Here is a 16,198-nt window from a genome sequence, read left to right on the forward strand (position 1 = left end):
GCAAGTCTCGAAATGAAGATCAAACAAAGGGGCGAATGGTAACAGGCGACACCCGCCCCGCTCCAGCTAACAGGGCATTTAAGCCAAGATTGCGCCTACAACGCCCGAATGCCGCAGTGAATGGCCGAATATCAGCCGATGGCATTTACCGTTTATCGGCTGTATGCCAGATTCACCTGCTGATAACTTTCCTTACATATTCTCGACGACAGTTTGCCCCATGCCTGCCCAACTCAAGCGTCGCCTGTCCATCTTCCTGTTAATTGTCCTGCTGATCGCCGGGGGCTTTTTTGCCCATTGGTTTTTCAACGGACGGTTTTATGAAAGCACTGACAACGCCTATGTCCAGGGCGAGATCACCCGCGTGTCGAGCCAGTTGGGGGCGCGTATCGATCAGGTGCTGGTGCAGGACAACCAGCACGTCGAGAAAGGCCAGTTGCTGATCAGGCTCGAAGGCGATGATTTCCGCCTTGCGGTCGACCGCGCCAACGCAACACTCGCCACCCGCCAGGCCGAACGCCTGCAAGCCCAGAGCAAACTGACCCAGCAGGCCAGCCTGATTGCCGCCAGCGACGCGCAAGTGGCATCCAGCCAGGCGAGCCTCGGCCGTTCACAGATCGACCTGACCCGCGCCGAGACCTTGCGCAAGCCCGGTTATGTCTCGGAAGAACGCGTGACCACGCTCTCCGCCGACAATCACATTGCCCGCTCACAGTTACTCAAGGCCCAGGCGGACGCCCAGGGCCAGCGCCAGCAAATCAATGCGCTGAACGCCGAAATCAAACGCCTCGATGCGCAGATCGCCAATGCCAAGGCCGACCTGGCCCAGGCCGAGCTGAACCTCACCCGCAGTGAAATCCATGCGCCGATCAGCGGCCTGATCGGCCAGCGTGCCGCGCGCAATGGCCAATACGTGCAGGCCGGCGCCTATCTGCTGTCGGTGGTGCCCGATGAAGACATCTGGATTCAGGCCAACTTCAAGGAAACCCAAATTGGCCGCATGCAACCCGGACAGAAAGCCGAACTAACCTTCGACGCCTACGGCGACACGCCGATCCAGGCGCGGGTCGACAGCCTGTTCGCCGCCTCGGGTGCGCAGTTCAGCCTGTTGCCGCCGGACAATGCCACGGGCAACTTCACCAAAGTCGTGCAACGGATTCCGGTGAAACTGACCTTCGCCGCGGACAATCCGCTGCGCGGCAAGATCCGCCCGGGCATGTCGGTAACCGCCAAGGTGAACATCAAGGACGCGCCTGAAGATCTCACCACCAAAGTGAGCAGCAAAGACACCCCTGACGATGGCCGGTGATCAACTGATCCGCACGGTCGGGGAACCGACCCGGCGGGACTGGATCGCGGTGATGAGCGTGATGCTCGGCGCCTTCATGGCAGTGCTCGACATCCAGATCACCAACTCCTCGCTCAAGGACATACAGGGCGCGTTGTCGGCAACACTGGAAGAAGGCTCGTGGATTTCCACCTCGTACCTGGTGGCGGAAATCATCATGATCCCGTTGACCGCGTGGCTGGTGCAGCTGCTCTCGGCGCGACGACTGGCGGTGTGGGTGTCACTGGGGTTTCTCGTCGCTTCGCTGCTGTGTTCCATGGCCTGGAGCCTGGAAAGCATGATTGTCTTTCGCGCCCTCCAGGGTTTTACCGGTGGCGCGCTGATTCCGCTGGCGTTCACCCTTACACTGATCAAACTCCCCGAACATCACCGCGCCAAAGGCATGGCCATGTTTGCGATGACGGCAACCTTCGCGCCCTCCATCGGCCCGACGCTGGGCGGTTGGCTGACCGAAAACTGGGGCTGGGAATACATCTTCTACATCAACATTCCGCCCGGCCTGATCATGATCGCCGGCCTGTTGTACGGCCTGGAGAAAAAAGAAGCGCACTGGGAACTGCTCAAAAGCACCGACTACGCTGGCATCGTTACCCTGGGCGTCGGTCTGGGCTGTCTGCAAGTGTTCCTGGAAGAAGGCCATCGCAAGGACTGGCTTGAGTCGGATCTGATCGTGACCCTGGGCAGCATCGCCCTGATCAGCCTGATCACCTTCGTGATCGTGCAGTTTTCCAAACCCAATCCGCTGATCAACCTCGGCATTCTGGGCAATCGCAACTTCGGTCTATCGAGCATTTCCAGCATCGGGATGGGGGTTGGCCTGTACGGGTCGATCTACCTGTTGCCGTTGTATCTGGCGCAGATTCAGAACTACAACGCCCTGCAGATCGGCGAAGTCATCATGTGGATGGGCGTGCCGCAGCTGTTCCTGATTCCGCTGGTGCCCAAGTTGATGAAGGTTGTCTCGCCGAAATGGCTGTGCACGATTGGCTTCGGCCTGTTCGGTCTGGCGAGCTTTTCCTCGGGGGTGCTGAATCCGGACTTCGCCGGGCCGCAGTTCAACCAGATCCAGATCGTTCGCGCATTGGGCCAGCCGATGATCATGGTCACCATTTCGCTGATCGCCACGGCGTACATCCTGCCCCAGGATGCGGGGTCGGCGTCGAGCCTGTTCAACATCCTGCGCAACCTCGGTGGCGCCATCGGCATCGCCCTCCTAGCCACCCTGCTGGATGCGCGGACCAAGACCTACTTCGATTACTTGCGCGAAGCGATCGTGCCGACAAACCCGCAGGTGGCGGAGCGGATGGCGTCACTGACGGATCGGTTTGGCAGCGAGACCGCAGCCCTGGGCAAGCTCAGTGAGATCGCCCACCAGCAGGCATCGATCATGGCCTACAACGATGCGTTTCATTTTGTCGGGATAGCGCTGGGGGTCAGCATGCTGGCGGTGTTGTTGACCAAGACATTGCCGGCGGGGTTGAAGGCTGGGGAAGCACATTGAGACCGAGCTGTCTCCATCGCGAGCAAGCTTTGCTCCTACAGGTTATGGGGTGTTCGCTACAAAACCTGTAGGAGCAAAGCTTGCTCGCGATGAGGCCAATTCAGGCACCGCAAATCTCAAACCGTAATCAACCGCTCCCGCAACTTGGCAATCTCGTCACGCATCTGCGCCGCCGCTTCGAATTCCAGGTCACGCGCCAGCTGGTACATCTTCTCTTCCAGCGCCTTGATGCGCTTGGTGATCTCGCCCGGTGAACGCAACTCGGCTTCGTACCTGGCGTTTTCCTCGGCGGCCTTGGCCATGCCCTTGCGCTTCTTGCTGCGCGAACCCGGCACGGTGGCGCCTTCCATGATGTCGGCAACGTCCTTGAACACGCCCTTGGGCGTGATGCCGTTGGCCAGGTTGAAGGCGATCTGCTTGTCGCGGCGACGCTCGGTTTCCCCAATCGCCCGCTCCATGGAGCCAGTGATCCGGTCGGCATACAGAATCGCCCGACCATTCAGGTTACGCGCCGCCCGGCCGATGGTCTGGATCAGCGAGCGCTCGGAACGCAGGAAACCTTCCTTGTCGGCATCGAGGATCGCCACCAGCGACACTTCCGGCATGTCCAGGCCCTCGCGCAGCAGGTTGATCCCCACCAGAACATCGAAGGTGCCAAGGCGCAAATCGCGGATGATTTCCACCCGCTCCACGGTGTCGATGTCCGAGTGCAGATAGCGCACGCGTACGCCGTGATCGGCCAGGTAGTCGGTCAAGTCCTCGGCCATGCGCTTGGTCAGCGTGGTGACCAGCACTCGCTCTTCCAGAGCGACGCGCTTGGTGATTTCCGACAGCAAGTCGTCGACCTGGGTCAGTGCCGGGCGGATCTCGATTTGCGGGTCCACCAGCCCTGTCGGACGCACCACCATGTCAATGACGCGCCCGGCGTGCTCGGCTTCATAGTTGCCCGGTGTCGCCGAGACGAAAATCGTCTGCGGGCTGATGCTTTCCCATTCGTCGAAACGCATCGGCCGGTTATCCAGCGCCGATGGCAGACGGAAGCCGTACTCCACCAGCGTCTCTTTACGCGAGCGGTCACCTTTGTACATGGCACCGACCTGCGGCACGCTGACGTGGGATTCGTCTATCACCAGCAAGGCGTCGGCCGGCAGGTAATCGTAAAGGGTCGGTGGCGGTGCGCCGGCTTCACGGCCGGACAGGTAGCGCGAGTAGTTCTCGATGCCGTTGCAGTAGCCTAGTTCGAGGATCATCTCCAGATCGAAACGGGTGCGCTGCTCCAAACGCTGTGCTTCCACCAGTTTGTTGTTGGAACGCAGGTATTCCAGGCGCTCCTGCAACTCGACCTTGATCCCTTCGACGGCGCCCATCAAGGTTTCCCGTGGCGTCACGTAGTGGCTTTTCGGGTAGAAGGTGAAACGCGGCAGCTTGCGGATGACTTCACCGGTCAGCGGATCGAACGCCGAGAGACTTTCCACTTCATCATCGAAGAGTTCGATGCGGATCGCTTCGAAATCCGATTCCGCCGGGTGGATATCAATCACGTCGCCGCGCACACGGAACGTCGCACGGGCGAATTCCATGTCGTTGCGGGTGTATTGCAGGTCAGCCAGGCGCCGCAGCAATTCACGCTGGTCGAGCTTGTCGCCGCGATCCACGTGCAGAACCATCTTCAGATAGGTTTCCGGGCTGCCCAGGCCATAGATGCACGACACCGTGGTGACGATGATCGCGTCCTTGCGCTCCAGCAAAGCCTTGGTCGCCGAAAGTCGCATCTGCTCGATGTGATCGTTGATCGAGGCGTCTTTCTCGATGAAGGTGTCCGAAGACGGCACGTAGGCTTCAGGCTGGTAGTAGTCGTAATAGGAAACGAAATACTCGACGGCATTGTTCGGGAAGAACGCCTTGAACTCGCCGTACAACTGCGCGGCCAGGGTCTTGTTGGGCGCCAGCACCAGGGTTGGGCGCTGTACCTGGGCGATCACGTTGGCGATGCTGAAGGTCTTGCCCGAACCGGTTACACCGAGCAACGTCTGGTGAGCCAGCCCGGCTTCGATGCCCTCGACCATCAGGCGAATGGCTTCCGGTTGATCGCCGGCGGGCTCGAAGCGGGTGACTAACTGGAATTCAGACATGAAGTACCTCTCGGTTCTCGGAGCTCGGTTCTCGGAGCAGGGATATCGCACCCGCACAGTCAAACCGGCAGGTACGAGAAAGGCCGCAAACGACGCACGTCGCCCGAGGAAAATACTGGATTGTGCTCAATGTGGAGCCGATTGCCCGCGCTTTCAAGGCAAACGTCCTACATCCCTTGAAGTCTTTGACGCAGGCATTCGACTAACGGTCGAAAAAATAATCGGAAAAACTTACTGTAAAAGCCGAATCGTCTGTCGCCATCAATCGCGGATGGCCTCTATACTAGCTCCCCGTTTGTGCACCGCTCTAGTGCATTCGGCTGGAGCGCGACACGTCCCTCCACTCTCCATTCAGAGCCGCCGCAAAAATGAGCCTGTTCTCCGCTGTCGAAATGGCACCACGCGATCCAATCCTGGGCCTCAACGAAGCATTCAACGCCGATACCCGTACCGACAAGGTCAACCTGGGAGTCGGTGTTTACTGCAACGAGGAGGGGAAAATTCCACTCCTGCGCGCCGTTGTCGAAGCCGAAACCATTCGCGTCGCTCAACACGCTTCCCGTGGCTACCTGCCAATCGACGGCATCGCCGCCTACGACCAGGCCGTGCAAAAACTGCTGTTCGGCAATGATTCGCCGCTGATCGCCGCTGGCCGTGTCATCACCACCCAGGCCGTTGGCGGTACTGGCGCACTGAAAATCGGTGCCGACTTCCTCAAGCAACTGCTGCCGAACGCCGTCGTGGCGATCAGCGACCCGAGCTGGGAAAACCACCGCGCGCTGTTCGAAACCGCTGGCTTCCCGGTACAGAACTATCGCTACTACGATGCCGCCACCCATGACGTGAATCGGACTGGCCTACTGGAAGACCTGAACGCCCTGCCGTCCGGCTCGATCATCGTGCTGCACGCTTGCTGCCACAACCCGACCGGCGTGGACCTGAGCCCGGCGGACTGGAACAACGTCCTGGAAGTGGTGAAAGCCAAAGGTCACGTGCCGTTCCTCGACATGGCGTATCAAGGTTTCGGCGATGGCATCGACGAAGACGCCGCTGCCGTGCGCCTGTTCGCCGAATCGGGCCTGACCTTCTTCGTTTCCAGCTCGTTCTCCAAATCGTTCTCGCTGTACGGCGAGCGCGTTGGCGCCCTGTCGATCGTCAGCGAATCGAAAGAAGAGAGCGCGCGCGTACTGTCGCAAGTCAAACGCGTGATCCGCACCAACTACTCCAACCCGCCGACCCACGGTGCAAGCATCGTCGCCGCCGTACTCAATAGCCCGCAGCTGCGCGCCCAGTGGGAAGACGAGCTGGCCGAAATGCGCCTGCGCATTCGTGGCATGCGCACGCAGATGGTCGACACCCTGGCGAAAAACGCGCCGCAGCGCGATTTCAGCTTCGTCGGTCGTCAGCGCGGCATGTTCTCCTACTCCGGCCTGACCGTTGAACAAGTGCATCGCCTGCGCAATGAGTTCGGCATCTACGCCCTGGACACCGGCCGTATCTGCGTGGCTGCGCTGAACCAGAGCAACATCAAGGTTGTGACGGATGCGATTGTTCAGGTGATCTGAGCCGTCTGCTGATGCGAAAAACGGGGAGCCTGTTGGCTTCCCGTTTTTTATTTGTCGCAGATAAATCTCAAAGGCTTGACCCACCCCTCTAAACTACACACAGGTTTTATGTACACCCGAGATTTCTTACGAGAGCCGATATGAAAAACGATGACCTACGCGCCGACCGCGATGACCTGGATGACCTGGATGACTTCATCCCCCGCACGCCGGCCAAACAACGCGGCAACAACCTGGTGATGCAAGTCGCTGCAGGCGTGTTTCTCGGCGGCCTGGCCCTGTGGCTGGTGCAGTTGGGTGCCACGGCGCTCTACGCCAAACTGATGCTTGGCACCATTACCTTCGGCGGCTAGGCCAGTTCGGTCGCGCGCTGGCTGGCGGCATCGTCATAGGCGACATACAGCGATTCAGCGACCTGGCTCTTGATCGCCTTGGTGCTTTCCAGGCCCAGGACAAAACCCTCGGCCTTGCCCCCCGCACGGTTCAACTCATCGGCGTTGCTGGCCTGGGTGATTGCATCGAACAGTTTTTCGGCGTGCGGGCCGACTCCCTTGGGCAGGCTGATTTGCGCGATGCTCATGGGAACACCCCGTCGTTTCGAGGTTTTGCGGCGGTCAAACAAGTCATGGCACGTACCTTATCGGCGAATGGCCGGCAGCGCGTGGAACCACTTCCGGGTAGCCATGTTAGCCTCCGCAAGCAATTCCGGTAACCGCCAATCACCGATAAACCACCGTCCGTCCCGATGAAACCCTCATTTTACTATGAGACGCTTGACTTCTCTTTTTGAATCAGTAACATAGGCGCCATTCCGCGATAGCTCAGTTGGTAGAGCAAGTGACTGTTAATCACTGGGTCCCTGGTTCGAGTCCAGGTCGTGGAGCCATACAAGGTTCCAGAGAAGGCTTCCAAAATCTCTGATAGCCCTGAAAAACCCGCCTTCTGGCGGGTTTTTTCGTTTTGGCGTTCCGTCGTAAAGTTTGCGATAAAAGTCAGTTCGATATAAGGGAATACCCTTATGGCGAGCACCACCGCTCCACTCTCCGACGCCGCTTGCCGTTCGGCCAAGCCCACAGACCGCGCCTGCAAGCTTTTCGACGGCGACGGCTTTTACCTTCTAGTCCAACCCAATGGCCGCAAAGGCTGGCGTCTCAGATACGTCAAACCTGATGGCCAGGAAGGACTGACCTCATTCGGCAACTACCCCATCGTTGGCCTCGCCGATGCGCGCCGCAAGCGCTTGGAGGTCAAGCGGATGCTGGCGGATGGCGCTGACCCTCACAGCGATGTGATGGATGCCTACTTCTACCAGAGTGCCCACTGCGGAACTCATATCCCTTCCTAACTGCTCTGCAGCAACCTATCCACTTGGCCATTTCATGCGCCAACCAGCGCCCGTCTCTTTATCAGTATGTGAGTGTCTCGACGATGCCTGACAGCAAGCGGTGCTGACAATCAACAGTCCAGTAATCGTCATCCCCATTAAGCGATTTTCCTATTGTTCAGGACCTAATTATCCATACCTTCGATTGCGTTGATAGTGAAAATCAGCATGAGCACATTGTACGCCTACCAACTGGATGGTAGCTTATTAACAAGTTATTTTATAACTGTAATCACCACCATCCCTGTGAGAATCCCATGCAAGATTGGAAACAAACCCGCAAAGACATCAATACTCGCTTGGTAGAACTAAACGGCCTGTCTCCGGAAACAATGAAAGGCATGGCGGCACTCGGCGCTGCTGGCGGCAAGACCAATCACCTGGACGCGAAGACCCGGGAACTGATCTCCCTCGCCGTGGCCGTGACCACCCGCTGCGACGGTTGCATCGCCTTCCACGCCGCCGAAGCCAAGAAACTTGGCGTCACCAGTGAGGAAGTCGCCGAAGCACTGGGCGTGGCAATCAACATGAACGCCGGTGCCGCGTTGGTGTACAGCACACATGTGCTGGACGCATTCGATAAGTCGTAAATCAAACGCTGACTTTCAACCTGTTAACGACTTCGAGATTAATCATGAACAAACTGCTCACCCCTTACGATCTGTCCGGTATTGCACTAAAAAACCGGGTCGTCATGGCCCCCATGACCCGCACTCGGACCCTGGACAACATCCCTAACGAGTTCACCGCGCTGTATTACGCACAGCGTGCTTCTGCTGGTCTGCTGATCACCGAAGGCCTGCCGATTTCCGACGAGGCCCGTGGCTACCTGTACACCCCAGGTATTTATGCCGACGAACACTTGCCAGGCTGGCGTCAGGTCACCGACGCGGTGCATGCCAAGGGCGGGAAGATCTTCGCGCAGTTATGGCACGTTGGCCGTATGTCCCATATTTCAGTGCATGGCATGGTTCCGGTTTCTTCGGGTACTCAGCCGGCGGTCGAAACTACGGTCTATGCCTGGATCGAGCCTGGCGAATCCGGCCCTGTGCAACCCAGCGTGCCCCGTGCGCTGGAAACGGATGAAGTGAAACGTGTCATCGCTGACTTTGTGAAGTCTGCGCGTATGGCGATGGAAGCCGGTTTTGACGGTATCGAAATCATGGCCGCCAACGGGTTCCTGTTCGATCAGTTTCTCAGCAGCGCCTTGAACACCCGAACCGACCAGTACGGCGGCTCGATCGCCAATCGCCAGCGCTTTCTGCTGGAAACCATTGACGCGATTTCTGCCGAAATCGGCGGCTCGAAGGTTGGCGTACGGTTCTCGCCGTTTGGCCGCCTGTATGACTTTGGCGTGTACGAAGGCGAAGCAGAAACCTGGATGAGCATGGCGGCAGCGCTTAATGAACGCGAACTGGCCTACGTCCACCTGAACTACCAACCGACCATCGTCGCCGCTGAAACGCCGCCGGGGTTCGGCGCCGCGTTCCGTGAAGCTGGACTTGCCCCTACAAAACCGGACACCAACTCCCTGTTAAATTGATGCTGCCGCCAATCGCCTGAACTCCCTCGGTGAGCGATAGTTCAAGGCGCTGTGCGGATGCTGCTCGTTGTAGTGTTCGAAGGCAATGGCCAGGTTACGCAGCGCCGTTTCTCGATCCGGCTTGGGCATGTGCGCCACGTAGTCACGCTTGATCGTCTTCACGAAGCTCTCGGCCATACCGTTGCTCTGCGGGCTGCGCACTGGCGTGGTCACCGGTTGCAAGCCGATCTGCCGTGCAAACAGGCGCGTCTGTTCGGCGGTGTAGGCCGAGCCGTTGTCGCTTAGCCATTGCACCGGCGTGGCGGGCAGTTGATCACCGAAGCGCTTCTCCACGCTTTCCAGCATCAAATCGCGGATGTCATCGCCGCTGTACCCGGTCGGGCTCGCGACCCAGCCGATGGCCTCGCGATCACAGCAGTCCAAGGCGAAGGTCACGCTTAGCTTGGCGCCGTCCTCGCAGCGGAACTCAAAACCATCCGAGCACCACCGCGTATCACTGGTTTTCACCGCAATACGGCCTTCGTGCCGACGTGGCACGCCGGGCTGTTTGAGTCGGCGCTCAAGCAACAGATTGTGATCACGCATGACTCGGTACACCCGCTTCACGTTGATCGCCGGCAGCGACTGGGTTTCACGCTCCCGGCGCAGTAATCCCCAGACACGACGGTAGCCATAGCTGGGCAACTCGCTGACCTGCTGTTGGATTTCAACCACCAACTCAGCGTCGTCCACAGGTCTGCTTCGCCGTGCCTTGGGCGATACCGATTGTTTGATTCGAACCGTTAATTGCGAGCGCGCCACACCGAGACATTCGCTGACCAGCTTCACTGGTCGTCCCCCGGCAACAAGGGTGAGTGCGCAATCCATTTTCGCGACCGGGCGATCTCCACGGCCTCTTTGAGGATTTCTGCTTCCATCGTTTTCTTGCCCAGCATCCGTTGCAGTTCACGGATCTGCTTGAGCGCATCGCTCAGCTCGGAGGCAGGCACCACGGCTTCGCCAGCACTGACCGCCGACAGGCTGCCGTCCTGGTAAAGCTTGCGCCACTGGAACAGCTGGTTGGCATTGATGCCGTTGCGCCGAGCCACCACCGAAACGCTTTGCCCTGGCTCAAGGCTCTCGCGAACCATGGCCAGTTTTTGCTCTGGGCTCCAGCGGCGCCGCCGTTCCTGGCCCAAAAGCTCCCCACTCTTATCGTTGCTGTTAGTCATAAACATAACCGTTTGCCTATCCCTTATCGTAAGGGGGAAACGGTGTCCTGTCTTTCATGGGGCTCGTTCAGAAGCCTACAAAGGCACCTTGATGGCCGCCGGTGGGTTTGACCAAACCCTCGCTGAGTCGGAACTGGTTAAAGGTGAACTCGACTTGATCGCCTTCGGTACGGCCTACATCGCCAACCCCGATTTGGTGGAGCGCATGCAGAACGGCTGGCCACTGGCAGAGGGTGATCGCGCGACTTACTACGGTGTCAGCGATCGCATTGCCAAGGGTTACACGGACTACCCGGAATACGTTGCAGCCAAAGCCTGATTAATCGCTGTTTCATCACTGTCCACTTCAGACGTTGAGGAGCACACCAGGCGTCTCGTTACAAACGGTCCAACTCGGCAAGAATGGCTTTTTTCATTGTTCCAGTTGAACGGGATCCGGGCATGACCCGCAGCAGCCGCCCCTCATGGAACACCGCCAAGGATGGCACCGCCACACGCTGAAAACAGCACGACGCTGCTGCCTTTGGCCACAAAGCGGGCGAACTGCTGAGCACTCAACTCAACGATACGGCTCATTTGGATCTCGCTCTCAATATGAATGAAGGGCGGCACAACCCGGTGCCGCACCGCTGTTGCTGATCAAATTTTGCAACCATCTATGCCGCAGACTTGACCGCTGAATGTGTCATCTTCGGCTTTCGACTTCTCCTGCATCTTGTTCAGCGCTTCAAGAAAAGCAGACTCAGGCTGAGCGCCGGACAATGAAAAGGCATTGTCGAATACAAACAAAGGCACGCCCGAACCTAGTTGCGCGGCGATATGTTCGTCCTCCTTGACCAGTACATGGGCATCTGCGGTATCGCCAAACAGCATGCTGTCAAAGCGGTAAGCAAGCCCATCGGCCCGGCCATAGTTACTGACGGTGTTCATCATCGCGACAGCGGAATCCGGATTGCCGAGCTTGCGTTTAAGGGCAGCGATCATAGGCTCTGGCGCGTAATTCGCCGCCAGGCGATAGGCCCTGACGTTGACTTGTACATTGTTTTTTTCAGCAAATTTATCGAGCGCCTGCTCGAATCGACGCTTGGCTACCCAGCACCAAGGGCAAACAAAATCAGACCAGATATCCACTGCATATTTTTTCGAAGAAGTTTGCATGACTCGTCCCGTATAACTGAACGCGGAATAGCCCTTGGAGCGCATTTGGGTTTCCGCGACTTTCAACAGCGCTGCCTTTGTCGCGATCGACATTGAAGACTCCTGCAGCCAACATTCAGCCTTCTTTCACTTGTACTCAGTGAAGGCGTGAAAGCTCCCAGGGAGGGTAATGCTGTTCACTTTAGGTTGGGGGCTGCAGGTGCATATTTGGATTGGGTGTATATCTGTTGCTGCGGTAACGGCCACTTAGGGTTTCGCTTTTACAGCGAGTCACTTTTGAAAGAGCCGGAATGCCAGCCCAGCCAAAAGTAACCAAAAGGCTCTTGCCCCACCACTCGGTGCCTCGCTGTGGCTCGGCATGCCCTCTCTCCGGCATTGCTCCGGGGGTCGCCGCGATCAAAAGCAAAGCGAGGCGGCCTTATAGCCGACCTGATTTCAAGTGAGCACGTTTCCCTGTAGGAGCGAGCCTGCTCGCGATGGACGTCAACGATAACGCGCCCTGTCTGAAGGATCGCGTTGTCCGGACGTTTTTCGTCGGAACGCCGCCCGGAGCCGGCTCGCTCCTACAATGGGATCGCGGGCAGACCTGCAATCAGGTCGGCTATAAGGCCGCCTCGCTCTGGCTGTAGCTCTGCTTTTGCTTTTGATTTTCTTGCCCTATATCGAGAGGCTTCGTTCCGGTTCTGCGCAGTGGGTAAACCGGCATGGATGCCGGGTTAGCCGCGCACGGCCATGGATGGCCGATGGCGGCGGGCCCTGATTGGGTGGAGGCAACGGGCTTACGCCCGTTACCCCTCCCACACCACCGGACGTGCGGTTTTCCGCATCCGGCGGTTGAACAGCTCAGCGAGGTGCTGAGGCGAAGTCCTGCGGCGTCCACAGTCCCCAGCGACGCATCATGTTCAGACTCATCGCCTGCTGCATCACTGGGTGGCGCGCCGCTCGCCAGGCACCGTCGTGAAAACTTACTCGCGCGAGTTGCCGGCTTGCGATACCAAGCCCGCGCAGCTTGCGCATTCGTCCTTCACGGCTGTGCCAGCGTTGCCAGAAACATTTGCGCATGTGTCGGCGAGTCCATTGCGATAACCGCTTGAAGTCGTCCTTCACCCAGCGGAAGTATTCGTACCACCCCCGGATGTAACGGCCCCATTGAGCCACCAGCTCGGTGCTCGTCAGGCTTTGCCTGGCCGACCACAGCTCGCGGACTTTCTTGCGGTATTTCTTCACGGTCTTGCCAGACAGCTGGCCATTCCCTTGTTCGTCGATGTTGTAACCCAGGAAGTCGCGATCCCAAGGCCGCCCCGTGCCACTCTTGCTGGCACTCACTTTGAGCTTGAGGTGTTTCTCTATCCAAGCCGTCACACTGCCCAGCACGCGGTCCGCGCTGCGCTCGCTGGTGACATAGATCACCAAGTCATCAGCATAGCGACAGAAGCTTAGGCCTCGGGTCTCCAACTCTTTGTCCAGAGCATCCAGATAGAGGTTGGCAAGCAGCGGGCTTAGCGGCCCCCCTTGCGGAGTTCCGGCCGTCCTTTTGACCCGCTGACCGTCCAACAGCATATCCGCTCGAAGCGTCTGGCCGATGTACCGCATCAGCCGCTTGTCGCGGACATCCCTGGATATGAGGCTCATCAGCCTGTCGTGGCTGACCTGATCGAAGAAAGCTTCGATGTCGATATCCACAACCCAGGTCTTGCCTTCCAGGACAAAGGCCTTGGCGGCTCGTATGGCATCGAGATTGCTCCTGCCTGGCCGGAAGCCATAGCTGTGTTCGCTGAATTTGGCATCCCACAGCTGTGTCAGGTGCTGTTGAACCGATTGCTGGATCAGGCGATCCTGCGTATTCGGAATGCCCAACAGCCGCTCCCCGCCTTGCGGCTTGGGGATCCTGAGGCCTTTGATAGGGCCCGGTTTATAGGTCCCGTCCAGAAGTTTGCCCTTGATGGCCGGCCAGTGCGTTTGAAGGTGCGCGGTAAGCTCGTCGGTAGTGATTCCGTCGACCCCCGGCGCCCCTTTGTTCGCCCGGACCTTCTTGAGCGCTCGGTGCATATTCTCCTTTTCGACGATCGTTTCCATGCAGGTTTCGCTCAACACGTCTCTATTCCTGTTCCGTCTGCCTGCTGACTCGCCCCTTCCTTGCGCACGTTCGTCGAGGTCCACCCGACTTTCCCACGCAAGGCCATCCCGCTACGTGCCACATGGCATTTCCGGGTGCGGTTTCAAAAGGCTCTCGCTTTGTAGGCAGCAGTCTATGGTGAGTGTTTCTGTTCTTCAGCCCTTCGCTCCGGATCCATTACGACCTTTCTTCACTACTACGGCATCTGCTGACTTCTCGCGGGCTACGCCCGCGAGATCTCCCCGGGTAAGGTGCCAAAACCTTCGGCTCGGGCCGCCAAGCTCTACCTGATGCGTCTTTCGGTGACCGTTGGATTTCGTGGCTCCCAGCACACTTATCGCCCGCATCCGGCCTCACTGCTTGTTCGTGTTCCTGCGGTCGCGCCTTTGCTACACGCTTCTTTCAGGCTGGCCTCGCGGCTTCCCCCTTGCGTTTCACTACAGTTCTCGTCACTCATTCTGGTCACCACTTTTCAGGTGACTGGTTTTGGCCCATGCCGGGCACACTAGGAGCGAGCTTGCTCGCGAAAAACCAGAGAGCACCGCGGGGTGTCAGGCTCCCCGCGTAATCGTTGACCTCCATCGCGAGCAGGCTCGCTCCTACAGGGCTTTTCCAAGTGACTCGCTGTAAAAGCGAAACCCTAAGTGGCCGTTACCGCAGCAATGGATATCCCCCCAATCCAGTTCTTATATACAACCCCATGCTTAAGTGAACAGCATTGCCCGGGGAGGGAGCTTTCATCAGGCAGTGCTCGCCACTGTGGTCAGGCCCGAACAGACATAATTCCAGCATCCTGAAACAGGCGAATCAGCCCTCACGCACTTCGAGGGTCGGCACCATACGGATAGCTTTCGAAAAGTTGGCGTAGTTGACAGAGGTTTTGAGCACCACGCTGTGCAGCTCTTCAACACGCTCACGGGAGGCGTCGGTATGCAAGCGAATCACTACACTCACTTCGTCGTAGCCCGGGTTGACGCTTTCGTCGATGCCCAGGAAGCCACGCAGGTCGAGGGTGCCGTCAGTCTCGATTTCCAGGCTGTGAATCTTGATTCCCATCGTCGCGGCATTGGCGGCATAACCGACCGACATGCAGGCGTTGAGAGCGGCCATCAGCAGCTCTTGAGGGTTAGGGGCAGTGTTTTGGCCCAGCAATTCATTAGGCTCATCGGTGACGATTTCGAAATCCCGCGAGAAGGTTTCACCGGCCAGGCTGTAGCGGTTGACTTTGGCCACAGAGCGAGTCTGGCCTTTCCACTGAGTCTTGACGTTGAAGCTCGCGTGGCGCTTGGTCGCATCCTCGGCAACGCCTTGGGCAAACTGCTGGAGTGCGGCGACATCGATACCATTCAGGTTGTTGCTCATGTGTTCGTTCCTCTTCGGATGGGCCGGGCGTTTGGCCCGGAAGAGAAACAGGCTACCTACTAGTAGGTTGGCAATCAAGAAAATAGATGTACGCAAGTCAGATTGAGTGCGCGCCAAAAAGAAATCAGAGAGTGTGAGCTAAGGGGAACCACTTACGAGGCGGGAAAACGGACCGAGCCAGCAGTGGCAGAATCGGTCGTTCTATGATGCAGAAAAAAGCTGATCGAAGCTCAGTGATGCGTTTCAGTAACCCGAAGTCCATCTAAAATGAAATCAATTCCAGAAGACTGTTCGTAATTGTCGTTCAGCGCCCAAGATACAAAGCTGCCACCTTCCAACGTATTCAAGATGAACCTGGCAACCTTCCCGCCGTCCAGCTCAGCTTTGAGTTCCCCTGCCGCTTGGCCCAGTACGATATTGGCCTGAAGCCAATTGAGATGGATTTCGAAAAAATCCCGCGTCATTTCCTTTAGGCTTTCAGGCAAAGCCAGCAACTCCGCCGCCAAGGCGCCGCAAAGCGGAAGCATCGCGTTTTTACTGCTTTGTGCGAACATCAAGGCGAAGGCATTGAGCCGATCGATAATGCCGGTATTTTCATCATTGATGCATTCCAACTGATTCTTGAACCGGAACAGATAACTCTCAACGATGGCAATCGCCAGACTTTCTTTGGTGGGAAAGTGGTGGTGAATACTCGCCTTCCTGATACCGATGTCTTCCGCCAGATCGGCATAGCTGAAGGCTGCGTAGCCCTTGGTACGCAACAGAATCTCAGCGCTTGTCAGTAGGTCGGAACGTGTACTCATGATGCCGTTTCCAAATTTATCAATGCGGCATCATAAATTAGTACTTCTTCACAAGACAGCGCTCAGGTTGCG

Annotated in this window: 12 protein-coding genes, 1 tRNA gene and 3 pseudogenes; 9 read left to right on the forward strand and 7 right to left on the reverse strand. The window is 57.9% G+C overall.

The genetic code is table 11. The annotated features are described in order from the left end of the window. Positions 1-220: 220 nt before the first annotated feature. Both ACA058_RS21345 and ACA058_RS21350 read left to right on the forward strand, forming a co-directional pair. The gene (locus ACA058_RS21345) at positions 221-1,309 is read left to right on the forward strand and encodes an HlyD family secretion protein (RefSeq protein WP_497635780.1); all 1,089 of its coding nucleotides are present in this window, start codon (positions 221-223) and stop codon (positions 1,307-1,309) included. Next, positions 1,299-2,849: an MDR family MFS transporter gene (locus tag ACA058_RS21350; RefSeq protein ID WP_497635781.1), complete on the forward strand. Its 1,551-nt coding sequence runs from the start codon at positions 1,299-1,301 to the stop codon at positions 2,847-2,849. The genes ACA058_RS21345 and ACA058_RS21350 overlap by 11 nt, the downstream gene beginning before the upstream one ends. Positions 2,850-2,965: 116 nt before the next feature. Here the strand turns inward: ACA058_RS21350 and uvrB are convergent, their stop codons facing one another. Continuing rightward, on the reverse strand, positions 2,966-4,981 hold the full coding sequence (gene uvrB, locus ACA058_RS21355; protein WP_497635782.1) for an excinuclease ABC subunit UvrB: 2,016 nt from the start codon (positions 4,979-4,981) through the stop codon (positions 2,966-2,968). A 368-nt stretch (positions 4,982-5,349) separates the two neighbouring features. Between uvrB and ACA058_RS21360 the strand changes: the two genes are divergently transcribed. Together ACA058_RS21360 and ACA058_RS21365 are read left to right on the forward strand one after the other, a co-directional pair. Then, a complete protein-coding gene (locus ACA058_RS21360; protein ID WP_497635783.1) occupies positions 5,350-6,546 on the forward strand; it encodes an amino acid aminotransferase in 1,197 nt (398 codons plus the stop codon). A 140-nt stretch (positions 6,547-6,686) separates the two neighbouring features. Continuing rightward, positions 6,687-6,899, forward strand: a complete 213-nt coding sequence (locus ACA058_RS21365) for a hypothetical protein (RefSeq protein WP_497635784.1) — start codon at positions 6,687-6,689, stop codon at positions 6,897-6,899. Here the strand turns inward: ACA058_RS21365 and ACA058_RS21370 are convergent. Further along, on the reverse strand, positions 6,896-7,126 hold the full coding sequence (locus tag ACA058_RS21370; protein ID WP_046817880.1) for a hypothetical protein: 231 nt from the start codon (positions 7,124-7,126) through the stop codon (positions 6,896-6,898). The genes ACA058_RS21365 and ACA058_RS21370 overlap by 4 nt on opposite strands. 230 nt (positions 7,127-7,356) lie before the next feature. Here ACA058_RS21370 and ACA058_RS21375 point away from each other — a divergent pair. From ACA058_RS21375 to ACA058_RS21390, 4 genes and pseudogenes are all read left to right on the forward strand, one after another. Next, positions 7,357-7,432, forward strand: a tRNA-Asn gene (locus ACA058_RS21375). A 132-nt stretch (positions 7,433-7,564) separates the two neighbouring features. Beyond that, positions 7,565-7,825: pseudogene (locus ACA058_RS21380) on the forward strand (Arm DNA-binding domain-containing protein); the annotation flags it as partial. A 362-nt stretch (positions 7,826-8,187) separates the two neighbouring features. After that, positions 8,188-8,520 (forward strand): carboxymuconolactone decarboxylase family protein, encoded by a 333-nt coding sequence (locus tag ACA058_RS21385; protein WP_014860758.1) that lies wholly within the window; start codon positions 8,188-8,190, stop codon positions 8,518-8,520. Between the two features lie 44 nt (positions 8,521-8,564). After that, positions 8,565-9,428, forward strand: a pseudogene (locus ACA058_RS21390) (alkene reductase); the annotation flags it as partial. A 36-nt stretch (positions 9,429-9,464) separates the two neighbouring features. On the opposite strand, the gene ACA058_RS21395 reads toward ACA058_RS21390, so the two are convergent. Next, positions 9,465-10,684 (reverse strand): IS3 family transposase gene (locus ACA058_RS21395; protein ID WP_497634978.1). Its coding sequence is split into 2 segments (ribosomal slippage): positions 9,465-10,339 and positions 10,339-10,684, totalling 1,221 coding nucleotides; the frame shifts between segments, so codons are not numbered across the junction. Positions 10,685-10,745: 61 nt separating this feature from the next. Between ACA058_RS21395 and ACA058_RS21400 the strand changes: the two are divergent. Next, positions 10,746-11,003, forward strand: a pseudogene (locus tag ACA058_RS21400) (oxidoreductase); the annotation flags it as partial. A 320-nt stretch (positions 11,004-11,323) separates the two neighbouring features. Here ACA058_RS21400 and ACA058_RS21405 read toward each other — a convergent pair. The 4 genes from ACA058_RS21405 to ACA058_RS21420 form a co-directional block, all read right to left on the reverse strand. Continuing rightward, positions 11,324-11,842: a DsbA family oxidoreductase gene (locus ACA058_RS21405; RefSeq protein WP_497639981.1), complete on the reverse strand. Its 519-nt coding sequence runs from the start codon at positions 11,840-11,842 to the stop codon at positions 11,324-11,326. A gap of 843 nt (positions 11,843-12,685) precedes the next feature. After that, positions 12,686-13,918 carry a group II intron reverse transcriptase/maturase gene (gene ltrA, locus ACA058_RS21410; protein WP_497635775.1) on the reverse strand — a complete coding sequence of 411 codons (1,233 nt, stop codon included), beginning with the start codon at positions 13,916-13,918 and terminating at the stop codon, positions 12,686-12,688. A gap of 847 nt (positions 13,919-14,765) precedes the next feature. Further along, on the reverse strand, positions 14,766-15,320 hold the full coding sequence (locus ACA058_RS21415) for an OsmC family protein (RefSeq protein ID WP_497635785.1): 555 nt from the start codon (positions 15,318-15,320) through the stop codon (positions 14,766-14,768). A 230-nt stretch (positions 15,321-15,550) separates the two neighbouring features. Then, positions 15,551-16,126 carry a TetR/AcrR family transcriptional regulator gene (locus ACA058_RS21420; protein ID WP_497635786.1) on the reverse strand — a complete coding sequence of 192 codons (576 nt, stop codon included), beginning with the start codon at positions 16,124-16,126 and terminating at the stop codon, positions 15,551-15,553. Between the last annotated feature and the right edge of the window lie 72 nt (positions 16,127-16,198).

The sequence above is a fragment of the Pseudomonas sp. LBUM1649 genome (assembly GCF_059716155.1).

Bases quoted from the DNA above. Each gene is read 5' to 3' on its own strand.
- ACA058_RS21345 (WP_497635780.1), top strand. From the start codon at position 221: ATGCCTGCCCAACTCAAGCGTCGCCTGTCCATCTTCCTGTTAATTGTC.
- ACA058_RS21350 (WP_497635781.1), top strand. From the start codon at position 1,299: ATGGCCGGTGATCAACTGATCCGCACGGTCGGGGAACCGACCCGGCGG.
- uvrB (WP_497635782.1), bottom strand. From the start codon at position 4,981: ATGTCTGAATTCCAGTTAGTCACCCGCTTCGAGCCCGCCGGCGATCAA.
- ACA058_RS21360 (WP_497635783.1), top strand. From the start codon at position 5,350: ATGAGCCTGTTCTCCGCTGTCGAAATGGCACCACGCGATCCAATCCTG.
- ACA058_RS21365 (WP_497635784.1), top strand. From the start codon at position 6,687: ATGAAAAACGATGACCTACGCGCCGACCGCGATGACCTGGATGACCTG.
- ACA058_RS21370 (WP_046817880.1), bottom strand. From the start codon at position 7,126: ATGAGCATCGCGCAAATCAGCCTGCCCAAGGGAGTCGGCCCGCACGCC.
- ACA058_RS21385 (WP_014860758.1), top strand. From the start codon at position 8,188: ATGCAAGATTGGAAACAAACCCGCAAAGACATCAATACTCGCTTGGTA.
- ACA058_RS21405 (WP_497639981.1), bottom strand. From the start codon at position 11,842: ATGCAAACTTCTTCGAAAAAATATGCAGTGGATATCTGGTCTGATTTT.
- ltrA (WP_497635775.1), bottom strand. From the start codon at position 13,918: ATGGAAACGATCGTCGAAAAGGAGAATATGCACCGAGCGCTCAAGAAG.
- ACA058_RS21415 (WP_497635785.1), bottom strand. From the start codon at position 15,320: ATGAGCAACAACCTGAATGGTATCGATGTCGCCGCACTCCAGCAGTTT.
- ACA058_RS21420 (WP_497635786.1), bottom strand. From the start codon at position 16,126: ATGAGTACACGTTCCGACCTACTGACAAGCGCTGAGATTCTGTTGCGT.